This is a genomic window from Streptomyces sp. NPDC057565, from assembly GCF_042801455.1.
In the GTDB taxonomy this organism is placed as follows: Bacteria; Actinomycetota; Actinomycetes; order Streptomycetales; family Streptomycetaceae; genus Streptomyces; species Streptomyces yanii.
In genome coordinates this window covers 18294-37381 of the sequence record NZ_JBHVFU010000056.1, presented here as the reverse complement: position 1 = coordinate 37381, position 19088 = coordinate 18294, and the positions used below count along the sequence as shown (strand labels likewise).

Sequence of the window (19088 nt, the reverse complement as noted above, 5' to 3'; positions counted from 1 at the left end):
TTCTGCCGACAAATCTCCGGCGCAGAACACTCGTCGGCCTGCGGGTTGAACCGGGTGCCACAGGTGGTCGTACACATGACCGCAAGCCTCCCAACACTCAGGAGAACAAGTCATGAGGAAGAAGAAGCTCGGCTGGTCCCTCGGCGCGGGTGCGGCCGTGATCCTCGGCCTGGGCACCGCCGCCTCCGGGCTGTCCAGCGCGAACGCCTCGAGCCTGGACACGTCCGACTCCACCGCAGAGCACCCGGTCGAGGTGAAGGTCTTGGCGCCCAAGCCCGGGGACAACACGGGCGTGGAGGGCAAGGGCTGGTTCGTGGACCTGAAGCTCTCCTTCCGGGGCAAGACCCTGGCCCAGACCGGCTTCAACGGGCTCCAGCTCACCGGCCCGGCCGCACACAACAACATCGCCCCCTTCCCCGGCACGTTCTCCACCGGCCAGGACGACAAGATCCCTGGACTGGTCGTGCTGGACTCCACCACCAACAGCACCCTTCCCGGCTTCTCCGGGCCCGGCACCAACCTGGCCAACCTGTTCAACCTCTCCGGCGTCACCAACCGCACCCCGAACAAGACCGAACTGTGGGACACCTGGATCGTCGGCGCCCCCATCGTGGGGCAGAACGTCGACACCTCCCTGAGCGTCGCCGTCGTCGACGACCTCAACCACGACGGCATCTACAACGACGCACCCAGCGTCGTGAAGGACCTCAACGGCGACGGGAAGATCGACGCCAAGGACCTGAAGCTGATGGGCGTCGCCTCCAACATCGTCACCGTCCCCTTCCACATCAACGCCGACCCCGCCTGACCCCGCCAGGTCAGAAGGCCGCCGCCGCTGGACCTGTGAACGCCTGCGCGTGTGCCGCAGTGCGCGCCGGTGCCGATGAGACGGAGCGACGCCGATGCCGTCTCGGCTGTCTTCCCTTGCCGCGTACGTGGGCCCCTGCGGACACCCGTTGCTCGGCTGCAGACATGCCTGGGCACTGCCCGGACTCGCCACCCCCTGCCCGTAGCGGCACCCCTAGTGCCCCTGCCGGCAAGCTTTGCCCCGTCGCGCCGCCCAGCACACCCGCTCGCCGCGTCGGCCAAAAGCCCTGGTAGCTCCAGTACGAGGACTTCCGGCCGCCTTGCGATCGCACGCATGCGATCGCACGCACTGGACGACGCTCCTCATGGGGCAAACATTGCCGGTCACGGCACCAGCCGCGGGCAGGACGTCCGGTCCGACACGGCACCGGACTCCGCAGGTTCCCGGAGACAAGGCCCCACGGCCTCAGTCCGGGAACCTGCTGCGGCCAGCGCAAGGTCCTCAATTCTCCACGTCCCGTCGCACATGACTGCCGGACAGACGTGCCAACACCTGGCCCCACCCACCATGAGGAGCTACTCCCTTGAACTCCCCGAAGACCCGTGCGGCCCTGGTGGCCTCCACGGCACTGCTGGTCGCCTCCGGCGCAGCGCCGAACGTCGCCGCAGCCCCTGTGCCCGGGCACGACCGCACCTCCGTGGCACTCGCGTGGTACGACACCACAAGCGACGCAATCGCGACGGCTGGCTCATCACTCCCCCAGATTTCCAACAGCCGTACTTGGGCGATCAGTTGGATCGCGGCGGCGCGGGCCCTGCAACACGTGCCGTCTGAGGTCGACCGCAAGGACTACCAGGACGCGGCGCTGGCTGCCGCGGTGCACCGCGCCCTGGTCGAGCTGGTGCCCGCCCGTGCCCCGGAAGTGGATGCCGCCCTGGAGCGGACCCTGGATCGGATCCCCGACGGCCCGGCCGAATCCTTGGGCGTCGCAGCCGGCGAACACCAGGCGCTGGAGGTCCTGCACGACCGCGAGGGAGACGGCCTCGATGCGGCCTCGGTGAACGCCCCCTTCACCGTGCCGCCGGCCGCGCCAGGCGTCTGGCAGCCCACCCCGCCCGCGTTCGCCCCCGCCATCCAGAACGGCAGCCGGTTCGCCCGGCCGTTCCTGCTGAAAAGCGGCAGCCAGTTCCGGCTGCCCGCGCCTCCCGCACTGACGTCCAAGCGGTACCAGGCCGACCTGAAGGAGGTGCGAGACTTCGGCGAGCTGAACAGCACCGTGCGCACCGCGCAGCAGACCGACACAGCCAACTTCTGGTTCGACTCCTCGCTGGCCCTGTGGACCAAGCCGATTCGCGTCGCGCTCGCCGCCACCTCCCACCAGCCGCTGCTCAAGCAGGCCGAACTCGTCGCCCTGGCCAACGCCGCGCTGGTGGACACCCAGATCGCCACCTCCGACAGCAAGTACACCTACCCGCTGTGGCGGCCCGTCACCGCGATCCGAACCGGCGTCGGCGAGACCCCCGCCGACCCGTCATGGACCCCACTGCACTCCACCCCGGCCCACCCGGACTACCCCAGCGGCCACAACACTTACGCAGGCGCGACGGAAGCCGTGCTCACCGGCCTCGTAGGACCGCGCGCGGCCCCGTTCACCCTGACCAGCGTCACCGCACCAGGCGTCGTCCGCACCTACACCGCATGGCACCAGCTCACGCTGGAGAACACGGACGCACGGGTCTGGCTGGGCATCCACACCCGACTCGCGGACGAGGCCGGGGTCAAACTGGGTACCGATGTCGCCAGGTACGTCCTGAACCACGCCCAGTCGCTGTTCCAGGAGCACTGAATCGGCCAGGCGAACACCGCCTCGACTGTGCGCACGCCTCTGCTCCGCTGCCAGTCGCCCGTGGACCCCGCCCGGCCAGAGGCTGGGCGGGATCCGCCGTCAACCGCTCCTGGCCGGCCGCCCTGGCGCTCCCCCTGCGCCCGGGCGGCCACCCCAGTGCGTCCAGAACCTGCGACATGTACCAGGCGCCGTAGTTCGCGGGCCAGTTCGGGTGCTCGGTGAAAGCCTCGGGCGCCACGATCCACGAGATCCCGGGCAGTTTGCCGGCCTTCACGTCGGCACGGAGGCTGTCGAAGTCAGCTCTCGCACAACTCGATAGGCGCTGCACATCTCGGAGGAGGCCCGGAGCACGGCACTCCGAGTTCGTGAGCACCCTTCAGGAGGCCGTGTGTGGGCTGGAGTTCCGTCTCCCCACCGGCGGACTGGTTGGTTGTCGGTTGCGCTCGCCGGTGTCTCCTCCAGGAAGTGCCGGCGCGCGAATCCGGCAGCGCGGGGGCGTGTCCGGCGTCGCAGCGCGGACGGGACGTCACGGCAACGCCTGGCCCAGGAGGTCGAGATCCGGTGCGGCTCCGGTCCGGCGGCCACCGTCTGCCTTCGTCGGACTCACGTCGCGCCCGGGCCTGTCTGACGGGCCAGTGGGTTGTTGCCTATCGAGTTGTGGACGCTGAAGCTCACCGCGTCGGAGCGGTACCGGTCGTCGGACCACTCGACCGGGCGGCCCTCGCGGGTGGTTGTGACCCGGCGCACCCGCAGCAGCGGACTCGTGCGGCGCACACCCAGCAGTTCGGCGTCCTGCGCGCCCGCCGCGACCGCGTCGATCAGATGCTCGCCGTACGCGAAGACCAGCCCTGTGTCCGCGAACAGCCGTTGCGTCACTGACGGACAGTCAGCCTCGATGCGCTCGACAGCCGGAGCGATCCAGTCCGCGTACACCGTCCGTTCCAGGAGAACCGGTTCCCCGTCCAGGCCGCGCAGCCGCAGGACGTGGAGCACCGGAACGCCGGCCGGCGCCTGGAGGCGCACCGAGTCCTGGGCGGTCGCGGGGCGGTACTCCGAGGACACCACCCGGCCCGTCGCCGTACGGCCCATCGCACGCGCCCATTGGGCGAAGCTGCGCAGCTCGGCGAAGCTCTGATTGCGGCGGCTGGCGAGCACCACGCGTCGCGCGCCCTGCCGGGACCCGATCAGCCCCTCCGACGTCAGTGCGGCGATGGCCTGGCGGACGGTGCCGCGCGAGACGCCGTAGCGGGCGGCGAGTTCCGTCTCCGGGAGCAGCCTGCTGCCCACCGCGTATTCCTCGCGATCGATCGCCCGGCGCAACTCCTCGGCAATCTCCTCGTGTCGGGCTGTCATGGTCCCCTCTCGTGCTGTGCGCAGTGTGCAGATGAACCAGCCTAGACGAGACGGGAAGGGGACCGCTCCCCCGGAAGGCCTCCGGCGAGTGTCCAGAAGAACGGGGGTCGGATTTGCCTCCCTGTTCACCGAGACGACATGGAGTGCGTGCCTACTGAGGTCAACTTGTTCAGACAAGTCCTCTGTCGAGCCCCCGCGGGAACCGCCGTCCGGGGCGCCACCCCAGGAGAGATCGTGACCGTGTCCCTGTCCAGGATCGCCGTCCTCACCGGCGGCCTCGCCGTCGCCGCACTCAGCCTCAGCGCCTGTGGCGCAGCCACCAGCCAGTCCGCTGCGACCCCCGACGGCAGGACGGCCGCCACCGCAACCTCCGCGGCGGACTTCGGCGGCATGGACAACCTCGTCGCCGCGGCGAAGAAGGAGGGCACGCTGCACGCCATGGCTCTGCCCCGTGACTGGGCCAACTATGGCGCGCTGATCGACGGCTTCACCAAGAAGTACGGCATCAAGATCGAGGTCGAGAACCCCGACGGCAGCAGCCAGGACGAGATCAACGCGGTCACCTCGCGCAAGGGCCAGGACCGTGCCCCCGACGTGCTGGACCTGGGCAGCTCGTTCGCGCTGAGCGGAGCCCAGCAGGGGCTGTTCGCCCCGTACAAGGTCGCCTCGTACGACGACATCCCGGCCGCGCAGAAGGACCCGCAGGCGCGCTGGTACAACGACTACGGCGGCTACGTCTCCATCGGCTGCGACGCCAAACGCGTCAAGCACTGCCCCACCACCTTCAAGGAGCTCCTGGGGCCCGAGTACAAGGGCCAGGTCGCACTCAACGGCAACCCGACCAAGTCCGGCTCCGCATTCGGCGGCGTCTACGCGGCGGCCCTGGCGAACGGCGGTTCCCTCGACGAAATCCAGCCGGGACTGGACTTCTTCGCCGAGCTGAAGAAGAACGGCAACTACACGCCGGTCGAGTCGACTCCGGCAACCGTCGAGAAGGGCGAGACGCCCATCAGCATCGACTGGGACTACCTCAACGCCGGCTACGCGGACGAGTTCAAGGGCAAGGGGGTCGACTGGAAGGTCGCCGTCCCGTCAGACGGCCAGTACGCGCAGTACTACTCGCAGGCCATTACCAAGGACGCGCCGCACCCCGCCGCCGCCCGCCTCTGGCAGGAGTACCTGTACAGCGTCGAGGGGCAGAACCTCTGGCTCAAGGGCTACGCCCGCCCGGCGCTGATGTCCGCCATGGAGAAGGCCGGGACGCTCGACAAGGACGCCGCCGCCAAGCTCCCCATGGTCTCCGGCTCGGTCGCGTTCCCGACCGAGGCCCAGCAGAACAAGGCCAAGGGCATCATCGCCCAGGGCTGGGGCAAGGCCGTCTCGGGATGACCTCCGGCATGACTGTCACTTCTGTGCCTGCCCGCGTCGACGCCGCACCCTCCGGTCGGCGGCGCCGGCGTGCCGGATGGCTCGCCGTCGTTCCGTTGCTCGTCTTCGTGGCGATCGCCTTCGGAATCCCGGCCCTGGCCATGCTGAACGGCGCCTTCACCGTCAAGGACCCGGCCACCGGCGCCACGTCCTACACCACCGCAAATCTGACCGGGTCGCTGCACGGTGCCTATCTGACGGCGCTCCTGGGCAGCGTCAAGCTGTCCGCCGTGTCGGCGGCCATCGGTATGCTCCTCGGGCTGCTGCTCGCCCAGGCCGTGGTGGTCTCCCGCTTCCGCGCACTGCGCGAAGCCGTACTCACCGCCTCCGGGGTGCTCGCGAACTTCGGCGGCGTCCCGCTCGCCTTCGCCTTCGTCGCGACGCTCGGCAACTCCGGCGTCCTGACGAGCCACCTGGGTCTCGCCGACACGGGCTGGACCCTGTACAGCTTCTGGGGCCTGACTCTCACGTACCTCTATTTCCTGATCCCGCTGATGGTCCTCACCATCACGCCCGCCCTCGAGGGGCTGCGCTCCCAGTGGCGCGAAGCCGCGCAGAACAACGGCGCCACAGCTGCGCAGTACTGGCGGCACGTCGCCCTGCCGGTGCTCACGCCGTCGCTGCTCGGCGGCCTGGTGCTGCTGTTCGGCAGCGCGTTCGCCGCCTACGCCACCGCCGCCGCGATGGTCGGCAGCTCGGTCCCGCTGGTCACGCTGCAGATCGCCGATGCCATCTCCGGCAACGTGCTGGTGGGCCAGGAGAACGTGGCGCTGGCACTCAGCCTCGACATGGTCCTCGTCGCGGGCCTTGTGATGGCCGTGTACCTGCCCCTGCAACGACGGAGCGCACGATGGCTCGCCTGAACACCACCTTGCGCCCCTGGCGGGTCGCGGTCCTCGCCGTCGCCGCACTGTACTTCCTGGTGCCGCTGGCAGCGTCCGTCATCTTCACGGTCGACGTGCCGGGTCAGGGCCTGAACGTCGACGCGTATGCGCGGATCCTCGGCACCGACGGCTTCCTGCCCAGCCTGGTGCTCTCCCTCGAACTGGCCGCCGCCACGATCGCGGTCGTTCTGCTGCTGATGGTGCCCGCCATGGTCGCGCTGCGGCTCGGCGCGCCCCGGCTGCGGCCTGTCGTCGAGGTCGTCTGCTCGCTGCCGCTGATCGTCCCGCCGATCGCGTTCGTCGCCGGGATCGGAACGGTCCTCAAGTGGGGTCCCGAGTACCTCTCGGCGACGCCGCTCTTCCAGACGTTCGTCACGCTCCAGAACCCGGACTTCCCGGTTGTGCTCGTCCTCGCCTACGTCGTGATGGCTCTGCCGTTCGTCCACCGTGCCCTTGACGCGGGGCTGCGCGCGGTCGACGTGCGCACGCTCGTCGAGGCCGCCCGCAGCTGCGGCGCGGGCTGGCCGCAGGCCCTCGTCCGCGCGGTGCTGCCGAATCTCCGCGGTGCGCTGCTGAACGCTGCGTTCCTCACGCTGGCGCTCGTGCTGGGCGAGTTCACGGTCGCCCAGCTCCTCGGCTTCCAGCCATTCGCCGTCTGGATCTACAGCATCGGCGGCTCGCAGGCCCAGATGTCCGTCGCCGTGTCCGTGCTCAGCCTGTTCATGACCTGGGCACTCCTCCTGGCCGTCGCCACCCTCGGCGGCCGCCGCACCCCCTCCCGTACCGCCTCCCAGGGATGACCCCCACCATGACGATCACCACGCCGGAGAAGGCTGCCACGACCGGCGCCGCAACCGTCGAATTCCGCGGTATGCGCCGGAGGTTCGGCGCGACCGTCGCCCTCGACGGCCTCGACCTGACCGCGCGGCCCGGTGAACTCCTCGCCCTGCTCGGCCCGTCCGGCTGCGGCAAGACCACCGCACTGCGCCTGCTCGCCGGGTTCGAACACCCGGACTCCGGCGAGGTCCTCGTCGACGGCGAGGACGTGACCCGGGTGCCGGCCCACCGTCGCGATGCCGGGATGGTCTTCCAGTCGTACAGCCTCTTCCCGCACCTCAGCGTGCTCGACAACATCGCGTTCGGGATGCGCATGCGCAGGATTCGAGGAGTCGAGCGGCGCGCTCGTGCCGGCGAGTTGCTGGAGCTGGTCGGCCTCGGGGACATGGGCGAACGCTTCCCGCACCAGCTCTCCGGCGGGCAACAGCAGCGCGTCGCGCTCGCCCGCGCGCTCGCGCTGCGCCCGCGAGTCCTGCTGCTCGACGAACCGCTGTCCGCGCTCGACGCCAAGGTCCGGCTGACACTCCGCGAGGAGATCCGCCGCCTTCAGCAGGAACTCGCCATCACCACACTTTTGGTGACGCATGATCAGGAAGAGGCGCTGTCGATGGCCGACCGGGTAGCCGTGATGCGCGCGGGGCGGCTCGAGCAGTGCGCGACCCCCGCCGAACTGTACGCGCGACCCGCCACTGCCTTCGTCGCTGAGTTCGTCGGCACCATGAGCCGGATCCCAGGCATCCTCGACGCCGGACGCACGACGGTGGCGGTCCTGGGACGACGGCTGCCCGTGGACAGCGAGCCGGGCGGGAGCACCGACGTACACGTTCTCGTACGACCCGAGGCCGTCCAGCTCACCGCAGACGACACCGGAGATGCCCAGGTCGTCGCCACCGCCTTCCTCGGCGCCGTCACTCGCGTCACCGTCCGCCTCGCCGACGGCACCGAGATCAAGGCCGACCTGCAGACCCACGAGGCAGCGGCACTCGCCCCGGGCGCCGCCGTGACCGTGGCCCTCCCGGACCGGCCGGTGCTGGTCGCGGCGCGGCGCGGCTGAGACCCGACGCCCGCCGCATCCGGAATGCCCGCCGGACGGCTGAGGGCTGTCCTGCCATACGCCAGCACCCGCACTACGCCGAACCTCTGAAAGAGACCTCCGTGAAGCACTCCCGCGCCACCCCCGTCCAGTCACCCGCGCTGGGAGCCGTGCTCTTCGACATGGACGGCACCCTCGTGGACACCGAGCAGCTGTGGTGGGGGGCCGTCGACGAGGTGGCCGCCGGGCTGGGGTACGCGCTCTCGGCAGTCGACCAGCCGGATGTGCTGGGCCGCCCCGTGGAGCACACAGCGATGGTGCTGGGCCGGGCCGCCGGCGCGCCGGTCGGCGCGGTCGCCGCTGAGCTCCACCGGAAGTTCGCGGCCCGGGTGCGTGCCGACGTCGTGCCGCGCCCCGGCGCAGTCGAACTGCTCGTGGCACTGCGCGGCGAGGGCGTTCCCACCGCCCTTGTCACGGCCTCGCCGCGGCACGTCGCCGACACTGTCGTCAAGGCCCTGGAGTCGCTGGGCGCAGGCCGGTTCACCACCACGGTCACCGCCGACGACACGCTCCGCACGAAACCCGACCCCGAGCCGTACCTCGCTGCCTGCCAAGCCCTGGGTGTGGTCCCGGCCGCCTGTGTAGCCGTGGAGGACACTCCCACGGGCGTCGCTTCGGCGGAGGCGGCGGGCTGCCACGTCCTCGCGGTCCCGTCCGTTGCACCGATCGAGCCGACGGCCCGGCGCACGGTTCTCGGGAGCCTCAAAGAGGCGTCCCCGGGTCTGCTGAGTGCGCTGGTGCGGGCCGGGGTGCCGGGGCCGCGTGCACTCAGCGAACCGACGTCGGCTCAGGGGACGCATGTCCCGGGCGGGCCCGACGACGGATCCGCTCCTGCCCCTACCACAAGGCGCCGCCAGGCCCCGCCCTCGCACCCTCGGCCGCGAGTGTGACCCGGTCTTCGAGGCCGCCCTCCCCCCGGTGCCCGCGCTTCCTCGACGACGAGCTCACCACCCGCCGGCATGGCGCACTGCCCGAGCAGCGGAGCCAGCGGGCCCAGAACCCTTTCCCCCGGAAGGCCCTCGGTGGACAACTCCACCGTGCCCGACGCATCCGCGTCCGACGGACGGGAATGAACGCGGGCCTCAGGCGACCGGCCGCCAATCGGTGGTGACGGTAACGACGTTCATCATGGCTTTCGCCCGGCACGATGCCCTTCGAAGCGCTGTTCCAGCCCTGCGATGATGACCTCCGACCCGGTGCCGTAGGAGTCGAGGTGGTGCAGCCGGGCGAGCTGATCGTGCCGGTGCGGGGCGGCCCGCTCGGCCGAGGCGACGGTCGGCCGGTTCCGGACGGCTATGACGAGGAATCCGGACGCGTAGGCGTCGATCACGCTCAGCGCGGTCAGGGCGTCCCCTTCGGTCAGCCCCGCCGTGACGAGCAGGTCGACCAGCCGCTCCATGTGCGGGGCGACCGGCCACTGGTCGGCGTCGGCCAGGGCCAGCAGCTCGAACGAGCGGGGGAACGATGCGGCCAGGTCCGCGTAGGTGCTCAGCATCCGGCGCGTCGCGTCCTGCCAGGATTCCCCTTCGTGCGGGCGCAGGTCCAAGCGGTCGATGAGCTGCCCGACCACGACACCGCGCAGGTCGTCGGCATCGGTCACGTGGGAGTAGAGGCTCATCACCCCGCAGGAGAGCTCACCCGCGACTCGGCGCATGGTCAGGGAGTCAAGTCCGTCGCGCTCGATCACGCGCAGCGCCGCGGCGCCGATGCTTTGCCGGGACAGCGATCCGCGAGGTCGCCGCTGGGTCTCTTGACTTGTGGTCACCCGGTCAGCATACTCCGTACACCTTACCGTACTAAGTACGTTTCCAGTGTCTCTCAGGAGCCGCTCATGGCTGTACCAATCTCGGAGGACCGTCCCGTTCCCGACGCTCCCGTCGGACGGCTCGCCGGCGGGAAGCTCCGCACCTTCGACATCGTGTTCTTCGTCGTCGGCGCCGCCGCGCCGCTGACCGTGGTCGCCGGCAGTGCACCCCTGGCGTTCCGGCTGGGCGGCATCAGCGCGCCCGCGGCCTACCTGTTCGCCGGCGTCGTCTACATCGTGTTGGCGGTCGGATTCACCGCCATGTCCGAGCACATGGCGAACGCCGGAGCGTTCTACGCCTACATCTCCCGCGGCCTGGCCAAGCCCGCCGGCGTCGGGGCAGCGCTGGTCGCACTGCTCTCGTACTGCGCGATCTGCACCGGGTTCTACGGGGCGTTCGGCTTCTTCGCGCGGAACACCCTGGCCGACCTCACCGGTGTGACAGTTCCCTGGCCGCTGTGGGCGCTGGCCGCGGTGGCCGTCGTCGGATGCCTTGGCTACCGCCAGATCGACGTGGGCGCCCGAGTGCTCGGGGTGTTCATGGCGGCCGAGGTCCTCATCCTGATCGTCGTGGCGGTGGCCGTGCTGGTGACCGGAGGCCCGGAGGGCATGTCAGCCCGCTCCTTCCAGCCCGACCAGGTGTTCGGCGCCGGCGCCGGCGGGATGTTCGTGCTCGTCCTCGGCGCATTCATCGGCTTCGAGGGCACCGCGATCTACTCGGAGGAGGCGCGGGAGCCGAAGCGGACGATCCCTCGCGCGACCTACCTGGCCGTTGCCTTCCTAGCCATGTTCTACACGTTCGCCACCTGGGCCGCGACTGTCGGTTTCGGAGCCGACGGCGTCGTGAGCCTGGCCCAGTCCGACGACTTCGGGAACATGTACTTCGACCTCGCCGACAAGTTCGTCGGACACACGGCGAAGTCCGTGATGGAAGTGCTCATCGTCACGAGCATCTTCGCGGCGCTCATCGCGTTCCACAATGCCAGCACCCGCTACCTGTTCGCCCTGGGCCGGGAGCGGCTCCTGCCCCGCAGGCTCGCCCGCACCCACACCAAGCACAGCTCGCCGCACGTGGCCAGCGTCGTCATGACTGCGGTCTCGGCGGTCGTCGTGGTGTTCGCAGCGCTCGTCCACGCCGACCCGTACATGCAGCTGCTGCTGTGGACGAACGGCGTCGGGATCATCGGGATCGTCGCCCTCCAGGTGCTGTGCGCACTCGCGGTCATCCGGTTCTTCTGGAAGGACGACCGCGGGCACCACTTCGCACGGGTCAAGGCCGCTCCGGCGCTCGCCGCGGTCGGCCTCACCGCCGGCCTGTACCTGATGCTCACCAATTTCGAACTGCTCACCGGCCGCACCGGCTGGATCAACGGCGCGCTGCTCAGCCCGGTGGTCCTGCTCGGCCTCGGCGGGGCCGGGTACGCGCTCCGCCTCCGGGCCCGCCGGCCCGACCTCTACGCCCTGCTCGCCAGCACGGATGCGACACAGAACACGAAGGAAGCTTCATGACAGATCTGCACTACCTCAGCGCGCACGAACTGCTGGAGGCCTACCGGACCATGGCGCTGTCACCCGTCGAGGTCCTTGACGCGGTCGAGGCCCGGGCGGACGCCGTCGAGCCGGCCGTCAACGCCCTGAGCGACCGGCTCCAGGAGCGTGCCCGCGCCGCCGCGGTCGAGGCCGAGGCCCGCTACGCCGGCCGGGGCGGCGGCGAGCCGCGCCCGCTGGAGGGGATCCCCGTCGCAGTCAAGGAGGAGCAGCCCATCGCCGGGCTTCCGCTCCGCCTCGGATCCCTGCTCACGGACGACACTCCCTCGCCGATCACCCACCCGGTGGTGGAGCGCGTCCTTGCGGCCGGCGGCGTGGTCCACGCCCGGGCGACGACACCGGAGTACTCGTGTGCGGCGTTCACCCAGTCCGCGCTGTGGGGAGTCACGCGGAACCCGTGGAACCTCGGCTACGGGCCGGGCGGTTCGTCCGGCGGCTCCGGCGCCGCGCTCGCCGCGGGCACCACGATCCTGGCCACCGGATCCGACATCGGCGGCTCCATCCGGCTGCCCGCCTCGCTGTGCGGAGTGGTGGGGTTCAAACCCCCATACGCCCGGGTTCCGGGTATGCCCCCGTTCAACCTGGACACCTACTGCCACGACGGACCGATGGCCCGCACCGTCGCCGATACCGCGCTGCTGCAGAACCTGATCGCCGGCGCGCACCCGGTGGATCCCGTGTCACTCCCGGCGACCCGGCCGGTGGTCCCCGACGCGGCGAAGGCCCGCGACTTGAAGGTCGCCTTCGCGGTCACCATCGGCGACTTCCCCATCGATCCGGACGTCGCCGCGAACACCCGCGCCCTGGCCGACTCCCTGCGGGACGCCGGGATCAAGGTCGAGGAAGTCGCGATACCCATCACTCAGGAGACCGTGTTCACCGCGGCCCTGATCCACTACGGCGCCATCTTCGGGCCGATGATCACCGAGCTCGGCGACGACGACCGGCTGAGCCGCTACGCCCGCCGCTTCGCCGACCGGGCCGGACAAGCCCTCGCCGCCCACGGCTTCTTCAAGGGCCTGAGCATGGAGGCCGACGTCCAGCAGGCTCTGGCCGACGTGTTCGCGGACTACGACGCCATCATCTGCCCCACCCTTGGCAGCGCCGGCTTCCTCGCCGACGACGACTACGTCGACCACGGCGTCACCGTCGATGGAACCTACCTCGACTTCTACCTCGGCGCCGCTCTCACGCCGGTCTTCAACGTCGCAAGCCGCCACCCCGTCCTGAACATCCCCACCGGCCGCGCCGCCAACGGCGTCCCCACCGGCGCGCAGATCGTCGGCCGCGCCTACGACGACGCCACTCCCTTCCACATCGGCGCCACCGCGGAAGAGATCCACCGCTGGTGGGCCGATCCCGTCTGGCGTCCGGATCTGACCGGGGAGGGTATCTGATCACGCGAAGAGGGACCTGACCATCGTCGGCTCAGGTCCCTCACATACGTCTGCGCAATTCAACCGACGCGGCTCCGGGTTACGAGCGCTGCTCGATCCACCAGAGGACGAGGCCGACGGCGCCGGTGCCGGCGCCGCAGCAGGGGCCGCGCAGGAGGTGGGTGGTCATGATGTGGCGGTGGTGCCTGATCCCTTGCCGGGCGCGGCCTGATCGCCTGTTCCGCCGCGGATCCTGGTCGTTGGGCTCGCCCTTCAAGGGAGATGTTCCCTGTCTCGTCCGGTTCGGGCGGGTTTGAAGTGCCGCGGAGGAAGCCCCCGTTATCTTTTTCGCGGTCCTGCAAGAGGGCCGCTGGCCTCCGGGCCCGGCATGACTGTCAATCAGACCGGGCCAAGACCGATGCCCGCGACGCCGCGGTGATCGCGGACGCCATCCGCAGCATGCCCCACACCCTGCGCTCGCTGGAGCTCGGCGACGAGATCACCGCCGAGCTGACCGTCCTCGTCGGCTTCGACCAGGACCTCGCAGCCGAGGCCGCCCGCATCAGCATCCACATCCGCAACCGCAACCGCAACCGCAACCGCATCCGCATCCGCGGGATTGCCCCCGCATCACCGAGCCCCTCTCCGAGGAGCCCACGCGTCCCTCAGCACATGGCGACACCGCACACCCCCCCGACCCGCATCTATGGCTGTCCGCCCCATGGGGGTGGTCTCCCGCACCGCCCTACTGTGGCGGACCTGGACCACCGAGCCCGCCCCTGACGGGAGAGCCGCGATGCGCAGAGTAACGAGCACCCTGCTCGGCCTGCTTCTCACACTGCTGAGCCTCGGAGCAGCCACCACACCGGCCCACGCCGCCCCACCCACCTACCTCACCCTCGAAGCCACCTACACCACCGTTGCCAACGGCTGGGAACGCGTCGACCGCTACCTCGACACCACCAGCGGTTTTCATTCCGAGCAGTACCCCCCGGACGGCCGAGGCGACCAGGACGGCCAGCGACGCACCTTCTTCAACGGCGTCAAGCAGCCCTACTCCGGCCGTTTTCTCCTCTACTCCGCCCCCGGCTGGAACAGAGGCAGTCACCCGACCCCTGTCCTCCTCGTCCACGGCGCCAACGACAACGCCGACCGCGCCTGGGCCAACCCCGGCGAAGCCGGTGGCTACGGCTGCGGCAGCATCTCCTGCCCCAGCACCGGACTCATGCAGTACCTCGCCGACCGCGGCTACCGCGTCTTCGCGATCAACTTCGCCCACAAGCAGGGCGACAACCTGATGCAGGCACAGCAGGTCGGCGACGCCATAGACGTCATCAAGGACCGGCTCGGCGTCAGCCAGGTGGACCTCGTCGGCTGGAGCAAGGGGGAGATGTCGACCCGAGCCTACGTCTCCTCACTGCGCCCCACTTGGGGACGTCCCTACGCCGGAGACGTACGCCGCCTCATCACTCTCGGCGGCCCCAACGGCGGGTACGACTACCCCTACGCCCACGGCTGGGCCCACGACTTCAGCGTCTGGCCCCAATGCGGCGGCAGCGTCAACGCCCCCTCGCCCCACCTCTACATGACCTGCTACGGCACCTACACCGCGCACCCCGAATTCGCCTTCACTCCCACCAACGGCTACGACGCCTATCCCGGACAGCGCCAGATGCTCGCCCGCTGGGACACCGCCTACGGCATCGACATGACCCAACAAGACTGGTACACCACCTACCACGGTGGCCAGGGCTTCTACACCTCCGGCAGTGGCATCCAGACCGCCATCGACGCCGGCTCCCTGATCACCCCCCTCCACAAGGCAGGCATCCCCGGCACCGTCGCCACCTATCTCCTCGCCGGCGGATCCCCCAACGTCCTCGGCATATACAACGAGAACCGCGGCCCCAGCGACGGCGTGGTCTTCATCAACAGTGCCCTCGACCGCACCGGCATCGCCAACGTTGCCGGCACATCCCTCATCACCACCGCCAACCACCTCCAACTCGGCTGGCACTCCTCCGCCCGCGCCCAGATCGCCGCCTGGCTCGGCTGACCTGCCACTCCTCAAGGACGGACCATGACCGCGCCCGCACTCCTCCCCGGCATCCACGCTCGACTCATCACCACCCCCCGGCTCACCCTCAACCTCCTCGAACTCCCCGACCGGACCGGCGAACCGGTCCTCTTCGTCCACGGCAACGTCTCCGCCGCCACCTTCTGGCAGCAGGCCATGCTCGACCTGCCCCACGCCTACCGTCCCCTCGCCGTCGACCTCCGCGGCTTCGGCGGCACCGACCCCCTTCCCGTCGACGCCACCCATGGCCTCCGGGACTACAGCGACGACCTCACCGCCCTACGCGACACCCTCGCCCTCGACCGCATCCACCTCGTCGGCTGGAGCATGGGCGGCGGCATCGCCCTCCAGCACCTCCGCGATCACCCCACTGCCGTCCGCAGCCTCACCCTCGTCAACCCCGTCTCCCCGTACGGCTTCGGCGGTACCCACGGCCCCGACGGCCGACTCAACCACCGCGACGGCGCCGGCTCCGGAGCAGGCACCGTCAACCCGGAATTCGTCCGGCGCCTCACCGAAGGCGACCGCAGCGAGGACTCACAACTCTCCCCCCGCGCTGTCCTTGCCTCCAGCTACGTAAAGCCGCCGCTCCGCCCCGCACTCGAGGACGCCTTCGTCGACGCCATGCTCTCCACCCGCACCGGTGACGACCACTACCCCGGCGACACCCGTCCCAGCGACCACTGGCCCGGCACCGCCCCTGGCCCCCGAGGTGTCCTCAACGCCATGGCCCCCACCCACTTCCGTATTGACGACCTGCACCGGATTGACCCCAAACCGCCCATCGGCTGGATCCGCGGCACCGACGATCTCATCGTCTCCGACACCTCACTCTTCGACCTCGCCCACCTCGGTGCACTCGGCGCCGTACCCGGCTGGCCCGGCGCCTACCACTGCCCTGCCCAACCCATGCTCGCCCAGACCCGCCACGCACTCGACCACTACGCCGCCGCAGGCGGCCACGTCCGCGAAACCGCCATCCCTGACGCCGGCCACGCCGTACACATCGACAAACCCAAGGAGTTCACCGCCGCCCTTCTGGACACCCTCACCGCGGGCCGGTGAAGCGGCCTGGCCGCCCAGGTCGACGTACTGGCGTGTGTACCTCGACGAGCTTGGGACGTTCGGCTTTTCGCAGCGAGGCCGGAGGGCCGTAGCGTTCCGGCATCCAGGTCACGGCCTGATGGTCCGGGCGACGTCGGCGATGACCGCGGGCTCACCGGGCTGTTCTGGTCTGCATCAGCCGGTACTGCACCTTCCGCCTCGGCATGGACCGGCGGCTGGACGAGCGCTGTGACAACCCTGCGACACGAGCGGCACACGTTTCGCACACAACTCCCGCGCATCTGTATATGGTTAACCGAGTTCACATCGCAATGCGCTTGTTAACGGTTAACAAATAGGGGGTCAGGTGTCCCATCACCTGCGCACAACCAGCCGCACCCGGCGAACCCGCTCTACCGCCACCGCCGCAGCCATCGCCGCCGTCCTTGCTGCGGGGCTGACAACTGCACTGCCAACCACGGCTCACGCGGCTGAAGCGATCGAGCTCCTCATACCCGCGCCCGATGCCTACAGCAACGGGACCGAGACGTTGCTGGCCACCGGCAGCCAGGGCATATTGCACCGCGAGGGCGGCGGTTACCTCTGGACAACGACGTACAACCGCACAACCAAGCCTGTACCGGCCCTCGACGGCGTTCCGCAGGACGCCATCGTGCCCACCCACGACGAGTTCGACCGCGTCATCTACACCAAGCCGCGCGAGGACGGCGGCACGGACGTCGTGCGGGTCGGTATCGAGGATCCCGGCTTCACCAACACCATCAGCCTGCCCGCCGGATACCTCAACCCGCGCGTCGCCAACGGCTGGGTGCTGGCCACCGTCGACCAGGGCGACGGCACGTACCAGCTGCGCGTGGCACGCGGCGGGAACCCGGCGAACGACCCTGTCGTGCAGCTGCCCGCCGGAGCCACCTCCGGCGCCGAGCCCGTGCTGCTCGGCGCCTACTCCAACCAGCTCGTCATCGGCTACCGCACCGCCGACGGCACCCCCGGCTACGGCATCCTCACCGCGTACAACGGCAGGGTCGCCCCGCTGGCCGTGACCGGAGAGGCGAGCAGCTTCCGGATCACGCAGAACACTGTCAGCTGGTTCTCCCGCAGCGGGGAGCCAGGCGTGCGGGTCATGCCGCTGGGCAGCACAGCCGCCCCGCGTATCGTGCCGCTCGCCACGCAGTCCCCCGACAGCAAGGTCACCTCCTTCGTGGTGGGCGACAACGTGCTCTGGTACGAGGGCGACGGCGGCCGGCTGCGCCTCACACCCTTTGCCGGGGCGGAGACCGAGCGGACTCTGCTGAGCGACGTCGAGCAGGCGTTCCTGCGCTCCGAGGGCTCCGGCTCGCTGGTTGTGGTCGGCAAGGACACCGACGGGAAGCGCGCCGTGCATCTGTTCAGCGTGGATGGCCTGGGGCTCGTCGCCGATCTGCCGTTGCGGGAGGTGCCGCGGGTCAAGGCGGCGGACGGCGCGATCGAGGCGCTGAGCCTCGATCGCGGGAGGCTTCGGTACGTCAACTCCCTCGCCGGTACGGAGACGTTGCACGGCAAGGACGTCGGCAGCGGGCTCGACCCGGCGGACGGCGCGGAGCTTGCCGACTTCCCTGGCATCGCGGCGGGCCGCTTTGCCGACGGCACCGACGAAGGGCTGGCCAGACTGGTCGCCGACCCGGACACGGGTGCCGACGTGCTGGTGACCGGTGACGACCCGGAGCACCCGGCGGACAGCTTCCCGCTGCCCGGCACAAACGGCAGGATCCTCGATACGGAACCGGAGTTCGTGCTGTACGAGGCGGGCGGACACCAATATGTCGTGGACACTGCTCGCGATCTCATCGTCCGCGAGCAGCCGGCGCAGGCCGCCGTACTGGAGCAGAAGAGGCTGTTCAAGCCGGCGCTGAACAAGCCCGGCACCGTGAAGATGATCAACCTGCGCTCCGGCAAGCTGACCGGGACCATTGATCTCGGCTCCGCCTGCATCCCCAACGAACTGCAGTACAGCGGATCCCTGCTGTACTGGAGCTGCGCGTCGCAGGAGGCGGCCGGCGTACGCGACCTGGCGACCGGGCACACCTACCCCGCCCCGGCGTCCGGCGTCCTGCTGGGCGACCGCTTCCTGGCCCACCGCGACGCGTCCGGCGATCTAAGCCTCACGGCCCTGCAGACAGACGGCAGTACGGCCGACCTGGGCACCGTCACGGGCCTGAAGAAGCCTGCGGATGGCGACGGTCGCGGCACCACCTGGACCCTCGACGCGGGCCTCGGCAAGCTCGTCTGGGTCGGCGCAGACGACACCGTTCACGTCACCGCGCCGCAGCACGCGGTTTCTCCGCTGCGCGTCGCCCGCACCGCCGCACCCGGAACGACGGCCGGTGGGTGGGCTGCCGCGTGGTGGCTCTCCAAGCCCGCAGCGTCCTGGCAGGTGACGCTCACCCACCGCGCGACTGGCGAGATCGTCCGCACCTGGACGGGTAAGGACGCTCTCAGCGCAGTACGGGTCACCTGGGATGGTACGTCCGAGTCGGGCACCCCGGTGGCGACTGGCGGCTACACCTGGCAGCTGACCGCCACCCCGGCGGACGGCACGGGCCCGGACGCAACGGCCTCGGGCGTCGTGAAGGTCACTGGCTGAGCACAGCGCCGCATGGAAGCCGGCTCCTTCCCCGAGGCCGCCCCGGGGAAGGAGCCGGAGCCCGGTACACCGTCACCCTCCACGCCGACGGGTTGCGCAGACTCCAGCGCTGCCCGCCGTCGCCGCTACGGCCAGGTGGTCGTGTCAGTCCCGGACAGCCGCAGCAGATCGAAGGCGAGGAGCCGTCGTGACTGCGGCCCCAACCGCTACCGGGACACACACAGGGGGTTCTTCAGCTGAATCACCTGCCACCGGCTCTGAGCAGTGAGGGCAGGCGATCCGCTGCCCGCCCGGTCGGTCACCGGTCTCAAGTGCGTGCGCCGTGCGGACTCCACTACGCGGTGCA

13 protein-coding genes and 3 pseudogenes are annotated in these 19088 nt (G+C 70.0%); 13 read left to right on the top strand and 3 right to left on the bottom strand.

Features of this window, described 5'->3' with window-relative positions; genetic code table 11:
- Positions 1–112: 112 nt before the first annotated feature.
- Both ACFU8W_RS42650 and ACFU8W_RS42645 read left to right on the top strand, forming a co-directional pair.
- Positions 113–808 (top strand): hypothetical protein, encoded by a 696-nt coding sequence (locus ACFU8W_RS42650; protein ID WP_384049846.1) that lies wholly within the window; start codon positions 113–115, stop codon positions 806–808.
- A 583-nt stretch (positions 809–1391) separates the two neighbouring features.
- Positions 1392–2654: a vanadium-dependent haloperoxidase gene (locus ACFU8W_RS42645; RefSeq protein WP_384049843.1), complete on the top strand. Its 1263-nt coding sequence runs from the start codon at positions 1392–1394 to the stop codon at positions 2652–2654.
- 142 nt (positions 2655–2796) lie between these two features.
- Here the strand turns inward: ACFU8W_RS42645 and ACFU8W_RS42640 are convergent.
- Both ACFU8W_RS42640 and ACFU8W_RS42635 read right to left on the bottom strand, forming a co-directional pair.
- Positions 2797–3012, bottom strand: a pseudogene (locus ACFU8W_RS42640) (alkaline phosphatase family protein); the annotation flags it as partial.
- A gap of 245 nt (positions 3013–3257) precedes the next feature.
- The gene (locus tag ACFU8W_RS42635) at positions 3258–4007 is read right to left on the bottom strand and encodes a GntR family transcriptional regulator (protein WP_384049840.1); all 750 of its coding nucleotides are present in this window, start codon (positions 4005–4007) and stop codon (positions 3258–3260) included.
- 234 nt (positions 4008–4241) lie between these two features.
- Here ACFU8W_RS42635 and ACFU8W_RS42630 point away from each other — a divergent pair, with 234 nt between their 5' ends.
- The 5 genes and pseudogenes from ACFU8W_RS42630 to ACFU8W_RS42610 all read left to right on the top strand — a co-directional run.
- A complete protein-coding gene (locus ACFU8W_RS42630) occupies positions 4242–5396 on the top strand; it encodes an ABC transporter substrate-binding protein (protein ID WP_384049837.1) in 1155 nt (384 codons plus the stop codon).
- Positions 5397–5404: 8 nt separating this feature from the next.
- Positions 5405–6298 carry an ABC transporter permease gene (locus ACFU8W_RS42625; RefSeq protein ID WP_384049834.1) on the top strand — a complete coding sequence of 298 codons (894 nt, stop codon included), beginning with the start codon at positions 5405–5407 and terminating at the stop codon, positions 6296–6298.
- A complete protein-coding gene (locus ACFU8W_RS42620; RefSeq protein ID WP_384049831.1) occupies positions 6286–7119 on the top strand; it encodes an ABC transporter permease in 834 nt (277 codons plus the stop codon). Before ACFU8W_RS42625 ends, ACFU8W_RS42620 begins: the two co-directional genes overlap by 13 nt.
- 8 nt (positions 7120–7127) lie before the next feature.
- On the top strand, positions 7128–8210 hold the full coding sequence (locus ACFU8W_RS42615) for an ABC transporter ATP-binding protein (RefSeq protein WP_384049824.1): 1083 nt from the start codon (positions 7128–7130) through the stop codon (positions 8208–8210).
- Positions 8211–8296: 86 nt separating this feature from the next.
- Positions 8297–8989: pseudogene (locus tag ACFU8W_RS42610) on the top strand (HAD family hydrolase); the annotation flags it as partial.
- A 386-nt stretch (positions 8990–9375) separates the two neighbouring features.
- Here the strand turns inward: ACFU8W_RS42610 and ACFU8W_RS42605 are convergent.
- Positions 9376–10014: a TetR/AcrR family transcriptional regulator gene (locus ACFU8W_RS42605; RefSeq protein ID WP_384049821.1), complete on the bottom strand. Its 639-nt coding sequence runs from the start codon at positions 10012–10014 to the stop codon at positions 9376–9378.
- Positions 10015–10080: 66 nt separating this feature from the next.
- Between ACFU8W_RS42605 and ACFU8W_RS42600 the strand changes: the two genes are divergently transcribed.
- From ACFU8W_RS42600 to ACFU8W_RS42575, 6 genes and pseudogenes are all read left to right on the top strand, one after another.
- Positions 10081–11562, top strand: a complete 1482-nt coding sequence (locus ACFU8W_RS42600; RefSeq protein ID WP_384049818.1) for an APC family permease — start codon at positions 10081–10083, stop codon at positions 11560–11562.
- Positions 11559–12998, top strand: a complete 1440-nt coding sequence (locus ACFU8W_RS42595) for an amidase (protein WP_384049815.1) — start codon at positions 11559–11561, stop codon at positions 12996–12998. Before ACFU8W_RS42600 ends, ACFU8W_RS42595 begins: the two co-directional genes overlap by 4 nt.
- A 354-nt stretch (positions 12999–13352) precedes the next feature.
- A pseudogene (locus ACFU8W_RS42590) lies at positions 13353–13556 on the top strand (transposase); the annotation flags it as partial.
- Positions 13557–13773: 217 nt separating this feature from the next.
- On the top strand, positions 13774–15033 hold the full coding sequence (locus ACFU8W_RS42585; RefSeq protein WP_384049812.1) for an esterase/lipase family protein: 1260 nt from the start codon (positions 13774–13776) through the stop codon (positions 15031–15033).
- 24 nt (positions 15034–15057) lie between these two features.
- Positions 15058–16119: an alpha/beta fold hydrolase gene (locus ACFU8W_RS42580; RefSeq protein ID WP_384049809.1), complete on the top strand. Its 1062-nt coding sequence runs from the start codon at positions 15058–15060 to the stop codon at positions 16117–16119.
- A gap of 346 nt (positions 16120–16465) precedes the next feature.
- Positions 16466–18742: a FlgD immunoglobulin-like domain containing protein gene (locus ACFU8W_RS42575; protein ID WP_384049806.1), complete on the top strand. Its 2277-nt coding sequence runs from the start codon at positions 16466–16468 to the stop codon at positions 18740–18742.
- Positions 18743–19088: the final 346 nt, after the last annotated feature.

Excerpts from the sequence above, each read along its gene's own strand:
- ACFU8W_RS42635 (WP_384049840.1), bottom strand. The coding sequence starts at position 4,007 with ATGACAGCCCGACACGAGGAGATTGCCGAGGAGTTGCGCCGGGCGATC.
- ACFU8W_RS42595 (WP_384049815.1), top strand. The coding sequence starts at position 11,559 with ATGACAGATCTGCACTACCTCAGCGCGCACGAACTGCTGGAGGCCTAC.
- ACFU8W_RS42615 (WP_384049824.1), top strand. The coding sequence starts at position 7,128 with ATGACGATCACCACGCCGGAGAAGGCTGCCACGACCGGCGCCGCAACC.
- ACFU8W_RS42625 (WP_384049834.1), top strand. The coding sequence starts at position 5,405 with ATGACTGTCACTTCTGTGCCTGCCCGCGTCGACGCCGCACCCTCCGGT.
- ACFU8W_RS42600 (WP_384049818.1), top strand. The coding sequence starts at position 10,081 with ATGGCTGTACCAATCTCGGAGGACCGTCCCGTTCCCGACGCTCCCGTC.
- ACFU8W_RS42585 (WP_384049812.1), top strand. The coding sequence starts at position 13,774 with ATGCGCAGAGTAACGAGCACCCTGCTCGGCCTGCTTCTCACACTGCTG.
- ACFU8W_RS42650 (WP_384049846.1), top strand. The coding sequence starts at position 113 with ATGAGGAAGAAGAAGCTCGGCTGGTCCCTCGGCGCGGGTGCGGCCGTG.
- ACFU8W_RS42580 (WP_384049809.1), top strand. The coding sequence starts at position 15,058 with ATGACCGCGCCCGCACTCCTCCCCGGCATCCACGCTCGACTCATCACC.
- ACFU8W_RS42620 (WP_384049831.1), top strand. The coding sequence starts at position 6,286 with ATGGCTCGCCTGAACACCACCTTGCGCCCCTGGCGGGTCGCGGTCCTC.